Genomic DNA, 15,435 nt, shown 5'->3' with positions numbered 1-15,435 from the left:
CCGGCCGGCGCCCTCTCACCGCTCGGCGCGGGAGAGCTTCGACGGCCACCAGATCGCGCGGCCGATGTCGTATCCCAGGGCGGGGACGAGCAGCGAGCGCACGATGAACGTGTCGAGCAGCACGCCGAACGCGACGATGAACGCGAGCTGCGCGAGGAACAGGATCGGGATCACCCCGAGCGCCGCGAAGGTCGCGGCGAGCACGACGCCGGCGGACGTGATGACGCCGCCGGTGTTCGCGAGGCCGCGCAGGATCCCCTCGTGCGTGCCGTGCGCGAGAGCCTCCTCCCGCACGCGCGTCATGAGGAAGATGTTGTAGTCGATGCCGAGAGCCACGAGGAACACGAACCCGTAGAGCGGCACCGCGGGGTCGGCCCCGGGGAACTCGAAGATGTGGTTGAACACGAGCGCCGAGACGCCCATCGCGGTGCCGAACGACAGCACCGTGGTCGCGATCAGCAGGATCGGCGCCAGGATCGACCGCAGCAGCAGCATCAGGATCACGAGGATGACCGCGAGCACGATCGGGATGATGAGGTTGCGATCGTGCACGGACGCGTCGTTCGTGTCGATCGCCGTGGCGGTGACGCCTCCGACGAGCGCGTCGAGGGCGTCGAGTTCGCCCCTCAGATCACGCACGGTCTCCGCGGCGGCCGCCGAGTCGGCGGCGTCCGTCAACGTCGCCTGCAGCATCACGTCGCCGTCGGAGACGGTCGGCTCCGGCGGCTCGGATCCGGGGATCATCGAACCGACGCCGTCCTCCGTGACAGGGGCGGATCCGCTCGGTGAGTCAGTCGATCGGACGGTCACGTCGGTCACGCCGTCGTGCGCGAGGAGGACGTCGGCCGCGTCCTGGAGCGCGTCCTCGGAGACGACGATGTCGGCGGGGCTGCCGGATCCCGCAGGGAAGTGCTCGCCGAGTGCGTCCTGGCCGTCGCGTGCCTCCGAGGCGCCGAGAACGAGCTCGGACTGTGGGACGCCGTCCGCCTTCAGCTGCGGCACGAGGGCGACGCCCGCGAGCAGCACGAGCGTCGTGAGGATCCAGACCGCGCGCGGGCGGCGCGCCACGAGGCGGCCGACCCGAGCCCAGCCTCCCTTCGGCTCGTCGACGGCGACGCGGCGGTGCTCGGCCACAACGGCCGCACGGCCGGTCTGGAGTGCGGCGTCGGACACGTCATCCGGGTCGATGTCGCCGCCCTCGTAGCGCGGACGGCGCGGCCAGAACGCTGCGCGCCCGAACACGAAGAGGAGCGCCGGAAGCAGCGTCAGCGCGGACAGCATCGCGAACACGATTCCGATCGACGCGACCGGTCCGAGCGTGCTGTTGGATTTGAGATCGCTGAGCAGCAGGCAGAGCAGACCGGCGATCACGGTGCCGCCGGATGCCGCGATCGGCTCGACCGATCCCTTCCAGGCGGCCGCGATGGCGGCGCCGCGATCCCGAGTCGTGCGCAGTTCTTCGCGGAAGCGCGCCACGAACAGGAGGGCGTAGTCGGTCGCGGCGCCGATCACGAGGATGAAGAGGATTCCCTGGGTCTGGCCGCTGAGCAGCAGCACCTCCGCCTTCGCCAACCACCACACCGTCAGCAGGGCGACGCACAGCGCGAACACGCTCGTCGACAGCACCACGATCGGCAACAGGAAGGAGCGGTACACGAGCACCAGGATGATGAGCACGGCCAGGAGAGCGACGCCGAGCAGGAGGCCGTCGATTCCCGCGAAGCCCGCGACGAGATCGGCGGAGAAACCCGCGGGCCCGGTGATCGACACGGTCACGCCATCGGGGGCCGCCTCGCGCAACTCGTCTCCGAGCGCGCCGACCGCCTCACCGAGATCGGCATCGGAATCGATGGGGATGAACGCCTGCACGGCACGTCCGTCGTCGGACGTGATGGCGGGCGAGATGTCGTCGCTGACGCCCTCGATGTCGGGGGAGGCCTCGACGGCCTCTGTGATGGTCTCGAGCTGCGATTCGGTCAGCTCTTCGTCGCCCACGAAGACGGCGATCGCGGGAACCGCGTCGGACTCTGTGAAGTCACCGAGACGATCCTGTACCTGGGTCGCATCGGCCGATTCGGGCAGATAGGCGGTCTGATCGTTCGACGAGACCTCCTCCACCTGGCCGAACAGCGGCCCACCGAAGGCCGCGCCCACGAGCCACGCGATAATGAGGACCGCGGGCAGCAGGACGCGTAGCCACGAGTGCCCCCGCGTGCGCTCGCGCAGCTGCTGATTAGCCGGGCGGGACATGGCAACCTTTCGATAGGTGAAATACTTCTCTGCTCAGTGAACCGTGCTCGAAGAGCGAAATCCTGAATGAGGGCTGTGCGCTCTCGTCATTGTCCTCCCCTTGTGTTGATAATGATTCTCATTGATGTGTAGCATCGCCGTATGCCACGCCATCGCGCCGTCCTCTCCGTGACCCTCGCCGGGCTCACCGCTTTCGTCCTCGCCGGCTGCACGTCGGCGCAGGGGGTGCCGAGCGGATCCGATGACGACGGACTGCGCATTGTCAGCTCGACGACGGTGTACGCCGATCTCGCACAGCGGATCGTGGGCGAGACGGCCACGGTCGAAGCGGTCATCGACTCGGCGGCCGTCGACCCGCACGACTACGAGGCAACCGCCCGCGACGGCCTCGCCGTGCGCGATGCTGACGTCGTCATCATGAACGGCGGCGGCTACGACGCCTTCATGCACGGCCTGATCGAGAGCGCCGGTGTCGAGCACGTCATCGCGGCCGTCGACTTCCACCACGGATCCGGCGACCGCGCTCACGACGACGACCACGAGGAAGGCGCTGAGGCCGGCGACCACGATCACGACCATGGCCACGGCGGCGACCACGATCACGACCATGGCCACGGCGGCGACCACGATCACGACCACTCGTTCAACGAGCACGTCTGGTACGACCCGCACACCATGATCCATCTCGTCGAGGGCGTGGCCGCCGAGCTCGCCGACCTGGCCCCCGAGGCCGCGGAGGTGGCAGAAGAGGGATCGGCCGCACTGATCAGCGAGCTCGAGGACCTCGAGACGCGCCTCAGCGACATCGCGGACGAACACGCGGGCGACACGGCCTTCTTCACCGAGCCGGTCGGCGGCTACTTCGCCGCCGCGGCCGGCCTCGAGGACGTCACCGTGGACGGCTTCGCCGAGGCCGTCGAGAACGGTGAGGGCGTCGCCCCGGCCGTGCTCAACGACGCGCTCAAGGCGATCGAAAGCGGCGAGGTGACTGTCCTCATCGCGAACGCGCACACCGGCGGATCCGAGACCGATCGGGTCATCGCCGCCGCCGAGGACAGCGACGTGCCCGTCGTCGAGTTCACCGAGACCATCCCGGATGGATCCGATTACGTCACCTGGATGACCGGCAACGCCGACGCGCTCTCCGACGCCCTGTCGTGACGGATGCCGCCGGCGACCAGCCGGCGTGCCGCATAATCGACAACCATGAGGAAGAGCGCGTGACCGACCCCGTCCTGCAGATCTCGGGCGCCGCTGTCGACGTCGGCGGACGCGAGCTGTGGCGCGACCTCGACCTCGCGCTCGCCGCGGGCGAGTTCATCGCGGTCCTCGGCCCGTCGGGATCCGGCAAGACGACCCTGCTGCGCGCCATCCTCGGACTGCAGCGGCTGACGCGCGGATCGATCCGCGTTTCGCGGGAACCCGTGCGTCGCGGCAGCCGTCGCGTCGGCTACATCCCCCAGCAGCGCCCGTACGCGCCCGGTGCCGGGCTGCGGGCGCGCGACCTCGTGGCGCTCGGCGTGAGCGGCACCAGGTTCGGCGCTCCGATTCCCCGTCGCGGTGATCGGGAACGGGTCGACGCCCTGCTCGAGGCCGTCGGCGCGACCGGGTATGCGGACGACCCCGTCGGATCTCTCTCCGGGGGCGAGCAGCAGCGACTCCGCGTCGGGCAGGCACTTGCCGATCGCCCCGAGCTGCTGCTGTGTGACGAGCCGTTGTCGAGCCTGGATCTGCGGAACCAGCGCGCCGTCACGGGGATCATCGACGAGCATCGCCGCTCCGCGGGCGCGGGCGTCGTCTTCGTCACGCACGACGTGAACCCCGTGCTGGGGAGCGTCGACCGCATCCTTTACCTCGCCGGTGGCCGCTTCCGGCTCGGCACCGTCGACGAGGTGCTCCGCGGCGACGTGCTGAGCGACCTGTACGGCGCGCCGGTCGATGTCGTACGTGCTGCGGGACGCCTGCTCGTCGCGGGGGTGCCGGGCGGCGAGGAGCACCACCCGCACCACGACCACGACCATGACGACGACCACGACGGGGGGTTCTGAGCCATGACGTGGTCGGATGTGTTCTCGTTCGAGGACTACGGCGAGCTGTTGCAGCTCATGATCAACCCCCTCATCGCCGCGATCGCGTTGGGCGTGGTCGGCGGCCTGGTCGGCGTGTTCGTCATGCAGCGAGACATGGCCTTCGCCGTGCACGGCATCAGCGAGCTGTCGTTCGCGGGCGCCGCGCTCGCGCTGCTGCTGGGCGGATCCGTCGTCGCCGGTTCGCTCGTCGGCGCGGTCGCGGCCGCGCTCGTCATCGGACTGCTCGGCGCCCGCGCGCGCGATCGCAACTCGATCGTCGGCGTGCTCATGCCGTTCGGCCTCGGCCTGGGGATCCTCTTCCTGTCGCTGTATCAGGGCAGGTCCGCGAATCGCTTCAGCCTGCTGACCGGTCAGATCGTGGCCGTGACGGCACCCGACCTGACGTGGCTCATCGTGATCAGCGCCGTCGTCCTCGTCGGGCTCGTCCTCGTGTGGAACCCGTTGCGCTTCGACTCGCTCGACGCCGCGTCCGCCGAGGCACGTGGCCTGCCCGTGCGCGGTCTGAGCATTGTGTTCATGCTGTTGCTCGGTGCGATCGTGGCGGCCGCGGTGCACATCATCGGTGCCCTGCTCGTGATGGCGCTCCTCGTCACCCCGGCGGCCGCGGCGATGCGGGTCAGTCACGGACCGGTCGGCGTCCCCGTGCTGGCGGCCATCTTCGGTCTGGTGTCGGCGGCCGGCGGGATCCTGCTCGCCATCGCCGGCACGCTTCCGGTGAGCCCCTACATCACGACCATCTCGTTCCTCATCTACCTCGTGTGCCGCCTCGTCGCCTGGCGTCGCGACCGGGTCGGCCGCCGCCCGGCCAGGCAGGCCGAGCGGGTCCTGGCGACGTAGACTCGCAGGCATGGCACAGCGCAATACGTGGCAGCGGGAGGCGGTGCGTGATGCACTCGCGTCGACCGACGGTTTCGTCAGCGCGCAGGACCTCCACGCGGCGATCCGAGACAAGACCGGGATCGGCCTGGCGACCGTCTATCGCACGCTCGCGAGCTTCGCGAAGAACGGGGAGGCCGACAGCCTGCAGAGCCCGGAGGGGGAGAACCTTTTCCGCGCCTGCGAGATGACGGAGCATCACCATCACCTCATCTGCCGGCGTTGCGGCCGTACCGTCGAGATCGAGGCGGGAGCCGTCGAGCGCTGGGCGCGTGAGACCGCATCGAAACATGGCTTCACCGAAGCGCAGCACGTAATCGACGTCTTCGGCGTCTGCGCCGAATGCGCCGCGCGGGCCGCCTGAGACGCGCATGACCGAGACCCTCCGCCGCGCTCGCCGACACGACGACGCCGATTCCGACCGCGCCGAGCCGCCCCGCCGATCTCTCTCCCGCGCCGGAATCCTGACGTCGTTGGGCGTCGGGGTCGTGGCCGTGGCCGCGGTATTCCTCGCCGACGCGTTCTTGCCGCAGCTGTTCGCGGATCCGCTGCCGACCCGCGCTCAGGACGGGCTGACCCTCGCGCTCAGCGTGCTCATCGAGTCGCTGCCGTTCGTCGCGCTCGGTGTGGTTCTGTCGATCGCGATCCAGGTGTGGGTCCCCGCCGATGTCGTGCACCGAGTGCTGCCGAAGCAGGCCTGGGCACGGCGGGCCGTGCTCGCGGCGCTCGGCATGCTCATCCCGGTCTGCGAATGCGGCAACGTGCCCTTCGCTCGCGGCCTCATGATGCGTGGCCTCGCGCCCGCCGATACCCTGGCGTTCCTCGTCGCCGCGCCGATCGTGAACCCCATCGTGATCATCACGACCCACCAGGCGTTCGGATTCGACGACGGGATCCTCGTCGTGCGCATCCTCGGCGGCTACGGCATCGCGCTGCTGATCGGCTGGCTCTACAGCCGTCACCCGGATCCGCAGACTCTGCTCACCGACCGCTTCCAGCTCGCCTGCGAGGAGGCCGAGCAGGCACAGGGATCGCGAGTCCGACGGAGCGTCGCGCAGTTCGTCGTCGAGCTGCGCGCGGTCATGCCGGCCCTCGTCCTCGGATCCACGATCGCCGGCGCCGTGCAGGTCATCATCCCTCGTAGCGCGCTCATCGCGATCGGGTCGAACCCGGTGCTGTCGATCGTCGCGATGATCCTGCTGGCCATCACGGTCGCGATCTGCTCGAACGTCGACAGCTTCTTCGCGCTCAGCTTCGCGTCGACGTTCACGTCCGGATCCCTCATCGCCTTCCTGCTCGTCGGCCCGATCGTCGACGTGAAGATGATCGCGCTGCTGCGCACGACGTTCACGGGTCGGGCCATCGCCGGAATCGTGGTCGTCGTGATCCTCGCCGCGTTCGCCGTCGGGACGGTGATGAATCTTGTGGGCTAGGTGGCTGGGCGTCGGGCTGGCCGCGATCCTCGCCGTGGTCACCCTGAGCCTGACGTTCACGGGGCGGCTGCAGCTGTATATCAACCCGGCGCAGGCCTGGTTCGCGTGCGGGATGGCCATACTGATCCTCGTCGGCACGGTCGCCTCCTTCGCGCTGCGGCCGGGCGAGGAGCATCAGGACCACGGGCACGACCACGGATCCGAGTCTCGCGCCGGCCTCGTCGCCGCGGTCGCCGGCGGAGGCATCGCCACCGTCGTCGCGCTCGCCGCGCTCGTGCTGCCCCCGGCGGCGCTGTCGGCCGAGCTCGCGATGGAGCGTGACACGGGCACGCCGCCGCTGTTCGCTGGCGCGGACGACGTCGAGCTCGGCATCGTCGACACGTCCGGTTTCGGCGTCGGCGACTGGTCGGCGACGTTCGCCACCGCGACGAGTCCGGAGCGCTACGAGGGGGAGACGGTCGCGCTGACGGGCTTCATCACGGCAGATGAGAGCGGATCCCCAAGCCTCACGCGGCTCGTCATTACGCACTGCGTCATCGACGCGCAGTCGGCGAGCCTGCCGGTCGGCCCCGGGCTCCCGGATGGCCTCGAGACGGGGCAGTGGGTCGAGCTCACCGGCGAGATCGTCGTCGCGGAGGACGGGCTGGCGATCGAGGCGACGGGCGCGGAGACCATCGCGGAGCCCACGGATCCGTATGAGTACTAGAACGCGTCGCTCCGCGCGGCACCGTCGTCGTTTCGTCCTGGCCTTCGTGGTCACCGTCGGGGTGCTCGCGGCGATCTCGGTCGGGGCGGCCGCGGTGAGCCTCACGCAGGGGCCGCGCGTCACCGAGGTGCAGGTGGATCCGGAAGCCGCGACGCGCGAGTCCGGCAGCCGCGTCATCTTCACGGCCGACCAGGCGCTCGCGCCGATCGACGCGTCGCAGGTGACGGTCGAGCCCGAGACGGAGTTCACCGTCGACGCGGCGGGCCGCACGGTCGGCGTGCGGTTCCCCACGGCGTTGGATGCCGACGTCGACTACACGGTGCGTGTCGCGGGGGTGACGGGCCTCGGATCCGGACCGTCCTCCGACCTCGAGACCCGCTTCACGACGCCCGCGGCGAGCCTGCTGACCCTGGTGCGGGATCCGGACGGGCCCGACCAGATCGTGCGGCACGAGATCGGGACCGACGATGCCACAGCCATCTTCGCCGCGGACGCGATCGACGACTTCCGCGCGACGAGCGCGTACCTCGCGGTGACGACGGGGGAGGCTGAGCAGATGAGCCTCACCGTCGTCGATCGTGCGTCGGGGGAGGCCGCCGACGTCGCGATTCCCGGCGACGGGACCCTGACGGGACTCCAGGTCTCCGCGCGCGGACAGCTCTACGGCTACACGTTCTCGGATGCTGAGCTCACCGCCGAATCCGGCCGTGCGAACGTGCTGTTCACCGGATCCCTGCGCGACGCGTTCGCCTCGGGTGAGGCAGCCGAACCCGTCACGGTCGGGGGCGAGGAGCGGAGCATCGACCGGTGGCGGTTCGTGCCGGAGACATCATCGCTGCTCCTCAATGACTTTTCGGGTGACCTCACGCTCCTGGATACGGACGACGAATCCGCGACCGCGTTCGGGCAGGCCGGCGGGATCCAAGGCGTCGCTCGATCGACGTATACCGCGCTCGTCTGGCGGGTCGAGGAGGGCTTCACCGAGCTGGACCTCTCCTCCGGCGAGGAAGTGCCGGTCGACGACGTCGACCTCGGCGGCGAGACGATCCTCGGACACATGATCCCGCTCGCGACGGGCGGCACCCTGCGCGGCTATGCCGAGATGGTCGAGGGCACGCCCGCCGACTCGCGGGTCGTCGCGGCAGCAGGCGGATCCGTGACCGACGTCGCGACCGTCGCGGCTGGTGACGCGCTGCAGCAGGTGTGCGCATCGCCGAGTGCGCAGTACGCCGCCGTCACCGTTGCGCCCGACATCGTGCGCAACGCGTTCGACCGTGGCGTCCAGCCATTGCCGCGCGACCTCGAGACGCGCGTGCAAGACATCCGCTCGGGCGAACTCGTGGCCACGGCACCCGGGTTCGCTGCGAGCTGGTGCGAAGTCGGGCCGTGGTGAAGCTGGGAGCCGCCGAGCCGGGACTCTGGTAGTCTTGATCGTTGGCTGTACGCACTCCTGCGTGCAGTTCGTACGATCGCTGGTCGAACACAGCCCGTTCGCGGGCGGGTGGCGGTCGTGCAGGCAAGAGATCTTGGGTGGCCTGTCTGGGCCACGGTACTGAAGGAGAGTGAACTATGGCTGCTGTGTGCCAGGTGACGGGAGCCGTACCCGGCTTCGGTCACAACATCTCGCACTCGAACCGGCGCACCAAGCGTCGCTTCGACCCGAACGTGCAGAAGAAGACCTATTTCGTCCCCTCGCTGGGTCGTAAGATCACGCTGAACGTGTCGGTTCGCGGAATGAAGGTCATCGATGCACGTGGAATCGAGTCGGTCGTCAAGGACCTTCTCGCGAAGGGGGTGAAGCTCTGATGGCGAAGAAGCAGCAGGACGTTCGTCCGATCATCAAGCTTCGTTCGACGGCGGGAACCGGCTTCACTTACGTGACGAAGAAGAACCGCCGCAACAACCCTGACCGCCTCGTGCTGAAGAAGTACGACCCGGTCGTCCGCAAGCACGTCGACTTCCGTGAGGAGCGCTGAGCATGGCTAAGAAGAGCAAGATTGCGCGCAATGAACAGCGCAAGGAGATCGTGGCCCGTTACGCCGAGAAGCGTCACGAGCTGAAGAAGACCCTCGTCAACCCGAACGCTTCGGACGAGGAGCGCGAGGCCGCGCGCGTTGGGCTGCAGAAGCTGCCCCGCAACGCCTCGCCCGTCCGCGTGCGCTCGCGTGACGTCATCGACGGCCGCCCCCGTGGTGTGCTCTCGAAGTACGGCCTGTCCCGTGTGCGGTTCCGCGCGATGGCGCACCGCGGCGAGCTGCCGGGCATCACCAAGTCGAGCTGGTAAGCACGACGCACGACAAGGGGCGGGGTCTTCGGGCCTCGCCCCTTTTCGCTGTCCCGTTCGTCACATCCTTCACATCCGTCACAGTTTCGAGGCGACACGCCCGTCGGAATCGGTCAGAACCCGCGGAAATACGCGGAAAGTCGGGCATTCGCGCTAGTTTTGTGCTCGGTCGCACGACCGAGCCGAGGGTCCAGACTCTCGGTCAAACGATTCGTCACGGCGCGCAGCGCCGATGGAGGAAGACAATGGCCGACAAGAACATCACGAAGACCGAGCTCGTCGCGAGCATCGCGAGCTCCACCGGTCAGAGCCAGGCCACCGTCTCGGGTGTGCTCGACGCGCTCTTCAAGACCGTGTCGGAGTCCGTGGCCAAGGGATCGAAGGTCTCGATCCCCGGCTGGATCGCGTTCGAGCAGGTCGACACCGCCGCGCGCACGGGCCGTAACCCGCAGACCGGCGCCGAGATCAAGATCCCGGCCGGCAAGCGCGTCAAGGTGACCGCTGGCTCGAAGCTCAAGGCCGCCGTCAAGTAAGACGACGACGTCTCAAGCGGGCGCTCTCCCCACGGGGAGGGCGCCCGCTGACGTGTGTGCCCCGGTGTGGGGCGCACCCTCACCCTCACCCTCGCCCTCGCCCTGGCCCTGGCCCTCGCCGCTCGCCCTCGCCCGTTGCCCCTCGCGCCTCGCCGCTTCCTCACGCCGCCGTCGTGTCATGCCTCGTGACGTCGGTACCTCACGGTGGGTCGCCAGAGTTTGCAGCTCTGCGGGAGCAGAAGCTGCAAACTCTGGCGACCCACTCGGTGTGAGGTGGGGTGATCAGTCAGGCGGCGCGAACTAGGATTTGGGCGTGGATTCGCGTGTGCTCCGCGGGCTCGGGCCCGTCATCCTCCTGCTGTCAGCAGGGGTGGCGCTCGTGGGTTCCCTCGTCATCGCGGGGGGCGCGAATCCGCTTCCGCTGCAGGATCCCGGTGCCTTCGTCCGTTGGACGTTGCCCATCGCGAAGCTGCTGGTCAATATCTCGGGTGCAGTCGCGCTCGGGTCCCTCGTGCTCGCGCTCTTCGCGCTGAAGCCCGCCGAACGCGCGTTCGGTGTCGCGATGGACACCGCCTCGATCGGCGCCGCCGTCTTCACGGTCGCGAGCGGCGCGACGACCTTCCTCAACTTCTTACTGTCCCTCAACCCGCAGGTGTCGCTCAGCCCGCAGTTCGGCGAGCAGCTCGGTCGCTTCCTCACCGAGCGCGAGATCGGGCAGGCGTGGTTGATGCAGACGGTCGCGGGAGGTGTCGTCACCGTGCTGGCGTTCGCCGCGCGCAGCTGGGTGTCGACGCTCATCACCACCGTGCTCGCGGCGGCGAGCCTCGTGCCGATGGCGACGCAGAGCCACGAGGGGAGTCTCGCCGACCACAACCTCGTCGTCACCGCGGTCACGCTGCACATCCTGGGCGCCGCGGTCTGGCTCGGCGGGCTCGTCGTTCTCGTCGCGATCCGGCCCGTGGTCGACCGGGCACGGATGCGGGCGGTGCTCGAGCGCTACTCGTCGCTCGCGCTCGTCATGTTCGTCGTCGTCGCGAGCTCCGGCTTCCTGCGATCGCTCGCGTCCATCTCCTCGATCGCGGAGCTCGTGACGCACCCGTACGGGCTCGTGCTGCTCGCGAAGATCGTCATGCTCATCGCGATGGGCGTGCTCGGCGCGGCGTACCGCCGGAAGCTCATCGCCCGCAGCGCCGAGAAGAACGCGATGTTCTGGGCGGTGATCGCGCTCGAGTTCGTGTTCATGGGCATCGCTTCGGGGGCGGCTGCGGCGCTGGCACGCTCGGCTCCTCCGGGTGGCGAGAACGAGCTCACGCAGCGCACGCCCGCCGAGATCCTCAACGAAAGGGACCTGCCGCCCGAACTGACGGTGAGCGCATGGTTTACCGAGTGGGAGATCGACCCCCTCTGGCTCACGGTCGGGCTCTTCGCGGCCTTCTTCTACGCGGCCGGCGTCTGGCGCCTCAAGCGCCGGGGCGATTCCTGGCCGGTGTTCCGCACCGTGCTGTGGATGCTCGGCATCGCCCAGCTGATCTGGGTGACGTGCGGTCCGCTGAACGCCTACGGTCACTACCTCTTCAGCATGCACATGTTGCTGCACATGCTGCTGTCGATGGACATCCCGCTGATGCTCGTCGCGGCCGCGCCGGTCACGCTCGCCTCCCGCGCCATCCATCGCCGCACGGACGGCACGCGCGGCGGGCGCGAGTGGATCCTCTGGATCGTGCAGACCCCGATCGCGAAGGTTCTCACGCACCCGCTCGTCGCGGCCGTGATCTTCATCGGATCCCTCTGGCTGTTCTACTTCAGCGACATGTTCCGTTGGAGTCTGTACGACCATCTCGGGCACCAGTGGATGATCGCGCATTTCCTCATCTCGGGCTATCTCTTCTCGATGACGCTCATCGGCATCGATCCCGTGCCGTATCGCTTGCCGTACGCCGGGCGCCTCGTGCTGCTCATCGTCGTCATGGCGATGCATGCGTTCTTCGGCATCGCGATCATGACCAGTGAGGGGCTCATCGTCGCCGAGTGGTTCGGATCCATGGGGCGAGAATGGGGGCCGACACCGCTTGAGGATCAATACATCGGCGGCGGCATCGCCTGGTCGATCGGTGAGATCCCGACCGTGATCACGGCGATGACGGTGGCGATCCAGTGGAGCCGCAGTGATGAGCGCACGCAGAAGCGACGCGACAGACACGCGGATCGGACCGGCGACGCCGAGCTCGAGGAATACAACCAGCGCCTGCAGCGGATCGCCGACCGCGACCGCGCCCGCGGCCTGTAGCGCGGCCTGGCTCGCGCTCCCCGCGGCATCCGTCCCATTCCGGTCGCGCAAAGGCACCTTCCTGCCCGGATAAAGGTGCGTTTGCGCGACCGGAGTCTGCGCGGACGCGCCCCGCGGGCGGCGGGCGACACCTGGGGATACATTCGGTTGCCGGTATTCCGAAATCTGCCCGAATGCGCTACTGTCGGCCTGATCTTGCCCGCGATCGTCGCGCTCTGCGGAGTGCTCCGATGCCCCCTGAAGGAGTCTCCCGTGTCGACGCTCGCGCGCGCTAACGGATCCCGCTCAATCGGATGGCGCGCCGTCGCCGTCGTGTCTGCCGTCGCCATCGGGATCCTCGGCCTCGCCGCGCCCGCCCAGGCAGCAGACGACGTGTACGTCGACGCCGACGGGACGGAGCAGCCGCTACCCGCAGGTATCGACGTTTTGAGCTCCGACCAGGCGGCGTTGACCGCGGGGTGGTACCTCTGCGACAGCGCGTTGAGCTTCCCGAACGGAATCACGACATCGGGTGACGTACACCTTGTGTTGGGTGCGGGGTGCCTCCTGTCAGCGGGAACGGACCCGAGCGACATCAACGCGGCAGCGATCGCCGTCGATGGCGATGCGGCCCTCACCGTCTACAACCAGTCCGTGGTGGAGCACGCGGAGGGCACCCTGTACGCCAGTGCTGTCGTCGACGGAGCGGGTATCGGCAGTCCGGGGACTGGCCGTGGTGGAACGGTCACGATCAATGGCGGCACGGTGAACGCGAGCAGCTGGTTTGGAGCTGGGATCGGCGGCGGCGTGTCCGCTGACATGCGCGTCGTCATCAACCGCGGCGTTGTCAACGCCGAGAGCTCATCAGGCGCGGGCATCGGTAGCGGCCGTCACGGGAGCGCCGTGGTCGCCATCAACGGCGGTTCGGTCACAGCCTCGAGCAGTGAAGGGGCCGGGATCGGGGGAAGCCCTACGGCGGCGGGGTACCACGTGTCGATCACGAACGGCAGTGTGACAGCGACAAGCGAGAGCGGCGCGGGCATCGGGGGTGGGAACGAGGGCGCCGGTAGCGGCAGCGTCGTGATATCGGGCGGCGCCGTTTCCGCGACATCGACGACCGGCGCGGGGATCGGGGGCGGTGACAGCGTCGTCGGACCTTCCGTCACGATCACGGACGGCAGTGTGACCGCGACGAGCGAGTCCGGCGCTGGCATCGGCGGCGGCAATCTCGGCGCCGGCGGTGACGTGGCCGTGCACGGCGGCAGCGTCACGTCCATAAGCACGAGCGGTGCGGGGATCGGCGGTGGTGACGGCGCTGCGGGCGACTCCTTCTGGATCAGCGGCGGCGCTGTCGAGGCGACGAGTGTGAACGGCGCGGGCGTCGGGGGCGGTTCCGGGGGCGCGGGCGGATCGGTGACCGTCGACGGCGGCACGGTCACGGCGACGAGCTCGGGTGCCGGCGCGGGCATCGGTGGTGGTAACCAAGGCGCGGGCGGCACGGTGACGGTCACGGGTGGCAGCGTCACGGCCACCGGCGTCGAGGGTGGTGCCGGCATCGGCGGCGGGGCTGAGGGGGCCGGCGCCGAGGCGCACGTCCGGGGCGGCACCGTCGTGGCTTTCGGCGGCGCGCGCGCGGCTGGCATCGGCGGCGGGTTCGAAGCCGACGGCGCCGTCGTGGAGATCACCGGCGGCAGCGTCACGGCCGCCGGTGGGAACGACGGAGCGGGCATCGGCGGCGGAGCTTTCGGTCTCGGTGGCCCCGTCACCGTCGTCGGCGATGCTGCGGTGACGGCCAAAGGCGGCAACCGCGGTGCAGGTATCGGAACGGGACCTTTCCCGGGCGGCGTCCCTGGTCAGGTGACGATCGCGACCACAGGCGAGGTGGATGTCGTGCCCGGCGAAAATGCCGCGGCGATCGGCACCGGTGTGGGCGCCGGCCTCGGTATCGCGACTGCTTGGTTAGTACGCACCTCGGTCGATGCGGGCGTGGGCTCCGTGCTGCCGGTCGACATGTCGGGGCTCCCTGGCGGTGCGCTTCCCGAGGGGATGACGCAGGGAACGTTCTCTGTGCCAGCGCACGGATCGCAGCTGTTCGAGGCCGTGCCAGCCGACGGATCCACCCTGGGGACGCTCGTCCTCGACGGCGAGCCGCTCGACTCGCTCACCCACACGTTCGAAGACCCCACTGCCGACCACGAGCTCATCGCCGTCTCGGGGCGGATCGTCTCTGCGGTTGACGTCGCGCTCGGTGCACCGACGTTCGGTGACGCGCTGGATACTGACGCGATGCCAGCGGATTCCGAGGCGTACGTGGTCGACGCGGTCTCCTGGTCGCCAGACGCAGAGGTCGCGGATCCCGTAACGGAGTACACGGCGACCATTACCGCGTCGGTAGCCTCGGCCGATGCGTTCGCCACGGACGTTGTGGGGACGGTGAATGGCTCTCCGGCAGAGACGGTCCTCGAGGAGGATGGCACGCTGACGCTGACGTACACGTTCCCGGCGACGGCGAAGGCCCTGCCGCAACTCACGCTCGGCGTCACGCCGGAAGGTGGGCAGTCGACCGCGGGCGAGGACGTCGTGCTCACAGCGACCCTCATCGACGCGTATCCCGGCGACGCCGACCAGCCGATCACCTTCTCCGTCACGCGAACCGGCGCGGAGACTCTCGCGGCGATGGCAGACACGGAGGCGACGATCTCGACTGACGCCGACGGCGTCGCGCGTCACACCCTCGAGGGCCTGGCCGCCGGCGAGTATGAGTTCGAGGCACGATTCGCGGGGGACGGCGACAACGCCGCGGTGGTTGCCGAGGCTGTCGTCGGGTACACCGTGAATGCGCCTGAGCCCGAGCCTGAGCCCGATCCTGAGCCTGAGCCGTCGCCGGGTCCCGAGCCGTCCCCGGATCCTGAGCCGTCGCCGGGTCCTGAGCCGAGCCCGGAGCCTGAGCCGAGCCCGGACCCTGAGCCGAGCCCGGACCCTGAGCCGTCGCCGGGT

Annotated in this window: 13 protein-coding genes and 1 pseudogene; 13 read left to right on the top strand and 1 reads right to left on the bottom strand. The window is 69.1% G+C overall.

The window, feature by feature from the left end:
* Positions 1 to 15 precede the first annotated feature (15 nt).
* Positions 16 to 2,250, bottom strand: coding sequence for an MMPL family transporter (locus IEW87_RS00950; RefSeq protein WP_188710454.1), 2,235 nt, complete (start codon positions 2,248 to 2,250; stop codon positions 16 to 18).
* Positions 2,251 to 2,391: 141 nt separating this feature from the next.
* On the opposite strand from IEW87_RS00950, the gene IEW87_RS00945 reads away from it, so the two are divergent.
* The 13 genes and pseudogenes from IEW87_RS00945 to IEW87_RS15125 all read left to right on the top strand — a co-directional run.
* A complete protein-coding gene (locus IEW87_RS00945) occupies positions 2,392 to 3,411 on the top strand; it encodes a metal ABC transporter solute-binding protein, Zn/Mn family (protein ID WP_188710453.1) in 1,020 nt (339 codons plus the stop codon).
* A 59-nt stretch (positions 3,412 to 3,470) separates the two neighbouring features.
* Positions 3,471 to 4,298: a metal ABC transporter ATP-binding protein gene (locus tag IEW87_RS00940; protein ID WP_188710452.1), complete on the top strand. Its 828-nt coding sequence runs from the start codon at positions 3,471 to 3,473 to the stop codon at positions 4,296 to 4,298.
* A gap of 3 nt (positions 4,299 to 4,301) precedes the next feature.
* A complete protein-coding gene (locus IEW87_RS00935) occupies positions 4,302 to 5,177 on the top strand; it encodes a metal ABC transporter permease (protein ID WP_188710451.1) in 876 nt (291 codons plus the stop codon).
* Positions 5,178 to 5,187: 10 nt separating this feature from the next.
* Positions 5,188 to 5,580: a Fur family transcriptional regulator gene (locus IEW87_RS00930; protein ID WP_188710450.1), complete on the top strand. Its 393-nt coding sequence runs from the start codon at positions 5,188 to 5,190 to the stop codon at positions 5,578 to 5,580.
* Positions 5,581 to 5,587: 7 nt separating this feature from the next.
* Positions 5,588 to 6,649 (top strand): permease, encoded by a 1,062-nt coding sequence (locus IEW87_RS00925; RefSeq protein WP_188710449.1) that lies wholly within the window; start codon positions 5,588 to 5,590, stop codon positions 6,647 to 6,649.
* Complete coding sequence (locus IEW87_RS00920; protein WP_188710448.1) at positions 6,639 to 7,355, top strand: TIGR03943 family putative permease subunit; 717 nt, start codon at positions 6,639 to 6,641, stop codon at positions 7,353 to 7,355. The genes IEW87_RS00925 and IEW87_RS00920 overlap by 11 nt, the downstream gene beginning before the upstream one ends.
* A complete protein-coding gene (locus tag IEW87_RS00915; protein WP_188710447.1) occupies positions 7,345 to 8,748 on the top strand; it encodes a hypothetical protein in 1,404 nt (467 codons plus the stop codon). The genes IEW87_RS00920 and IEW87_RS00915 overlap by 11 nt, the downstream gene beginning before the upstream one ends.
* A gap of 176 nt (positions 8,749 to 8,924) precedes the next feature.
* Positions 8,925 to 9,161 (top strand): 50S ribosomal protein L28, encoded by a 237-nt coding sequence (rpmB, locus tag IEW87_RS00910; RefSeq protein ID WP_188710446.1) that lies wholly within the window; start codon positions 8,925 to 8,927, stop codon positions 9,159 to 9,161.
* Entirely contained in the window at positions 9,161 to 9,331 is a 171-nt protein-coding gene (gene rpmG / locus IEW87_RS00905; RefSeq protein ID WP_188710445.1) for a 50S ribosomal protein L33, read from the top strand. Before rpmB ends, rpmG begins: the two co-directional genes overlap by 1 nt.
* Before the next feature lie 2 nt (positions 9,332 to 9,333).
* The gene (gene rpsN / locus IEW87_RS00900) at positions 9,334 to 9,639 is read left to right on the top strand and encodes a 30S ribosomal protein S14 (protein WP_188710444.1); all 306 of its coding nucleotides are present in this window, start codon (positions 9,334 to 9,336) and stop codon (positions 9,637 to 9,639) included.
* A gap of 245 nt (positions 9,640 to 9,884) precedes the next feature.
* Positions 9,885 to 10,172 (top strand): HU family DNA-binding protein, encoded by a 288-nt coding sequence (locus IEW87_RS00895; RefSeq protein ID WP_188710443.1) that lies wholly within the window; start codon positions 9,885 to 9,887, stop codon positions 10,170 to 10,172.
* Positions 10,173 to 10,485: 313 nt separating this feature from the next.
* On the top strand, positions 10,486 to 12,459 hold the full coding sequence (locus IEW87_RS00890; RefSeq protein WP_229730806.1) for a bifunctional copper resistance protein CopD/cytochrome c oxidase assembly protein: 1,974 nt from the start codon (positions 10,486 to 10,488) through the stop codon (positions 12,457 to 12,459).
* Between the two features lie 252 nt (positions 12,460 to 12,711).
* A pseudogene (locus IEW87_RS15125) lies at positions 12,712 to 15,435 on the top strand (hypothetical protein); the annotation flags it as partial.

It is taken from the genome of Microbacterium faecale, from assembly GCF_014640975.1.
Lineage (GTDB): Bacteria > Actinomycetota > Actinomycetes > Actinomycetales > Microbacteriaceae > Microbacterium > Microbacterium faecale.
Note: the sequence above shows the minus strand (reverse complement) of the source record. Positions and strands in the feature narration are given on the sequence as shown.

What these genes read in the sequence shown, in the direction of transcription:
- IEW87_RS00950 (WP_188710454.1), bottom strand. Translation starts at nt 2,250, where the DNA reads ATGTCCCGCCCGGCTAATCAGCAGCTGCGCGAGCGCACGCGGGGGCAC.
- IEW87_RS00945 (WP_188710453.1), top strand. Translation starts at nt 2,392, where the DNA reads ATGCCACGCCATCGCGCCGTCCTCTCCGTGACCCTCGCCGGGCTCACC.
- IEW87_RS00935 (WP_188710451.1), top strand. Translation starts at nt 4,302, where the DNA reads ATGACGTGGTCGGATGTGTTCTCGTTCGAGGACTACGGCGAGCTGTTG.
- IEW87_RS00930 (WP_188710450.1), top strand. Translation starts at nt 5,188, where the DNA reads ATGGCACAGCGCAATACGTGGCAGCGGGAGGCGGTGCGTGATGCACTC.
- IEW87_RS00925 (WP_188710449.1), top strand. Translation starts at nt 5,588, where the DNA reads ATGACCGAGACCCTCCGCCGCGCTCGCCGACACGACGACGCCGATTCC.
- IEW87_RS00915 (WP_188710447.1), top strand. Translation starts at nt 7,345, where the DNA reads ATGAGTACTAGAACGCGTCGCTCCGCGCGGCACCGTCGTCGTTTCGTC.
- rpmB (WP_188710446.1), top strand. Translation starts at nt 8,925, where the DNA reads ATGGCTGCTGTGTGCCAGGTGACGGGAGCCGTACCCGGCTTCGGTCAC.
- rpmG (WP_188710445.1), top strand. Translation starts at nt 9,161, where the DNA reads ATGGCGAAGAAGCAGCAGGACGTTCGTCCGATCATCAAGCTTCGTTCG.
- rpsN (WP_188710444.1), top strand. Translation starts at nt 9,334, where the DNA reads ATGGCTAAGAAGAGCAAGATTGCGCGCAATGAACAGCGCAAGGAGATC.
- IEW87_RS00895 (WP_188710443.1), top strand. Translation starts at nt 9,885, where the DNA reads ATGGCCGACAAGAACATCACGAAGACCGAGCTCGTCGCGAGCATCGCG.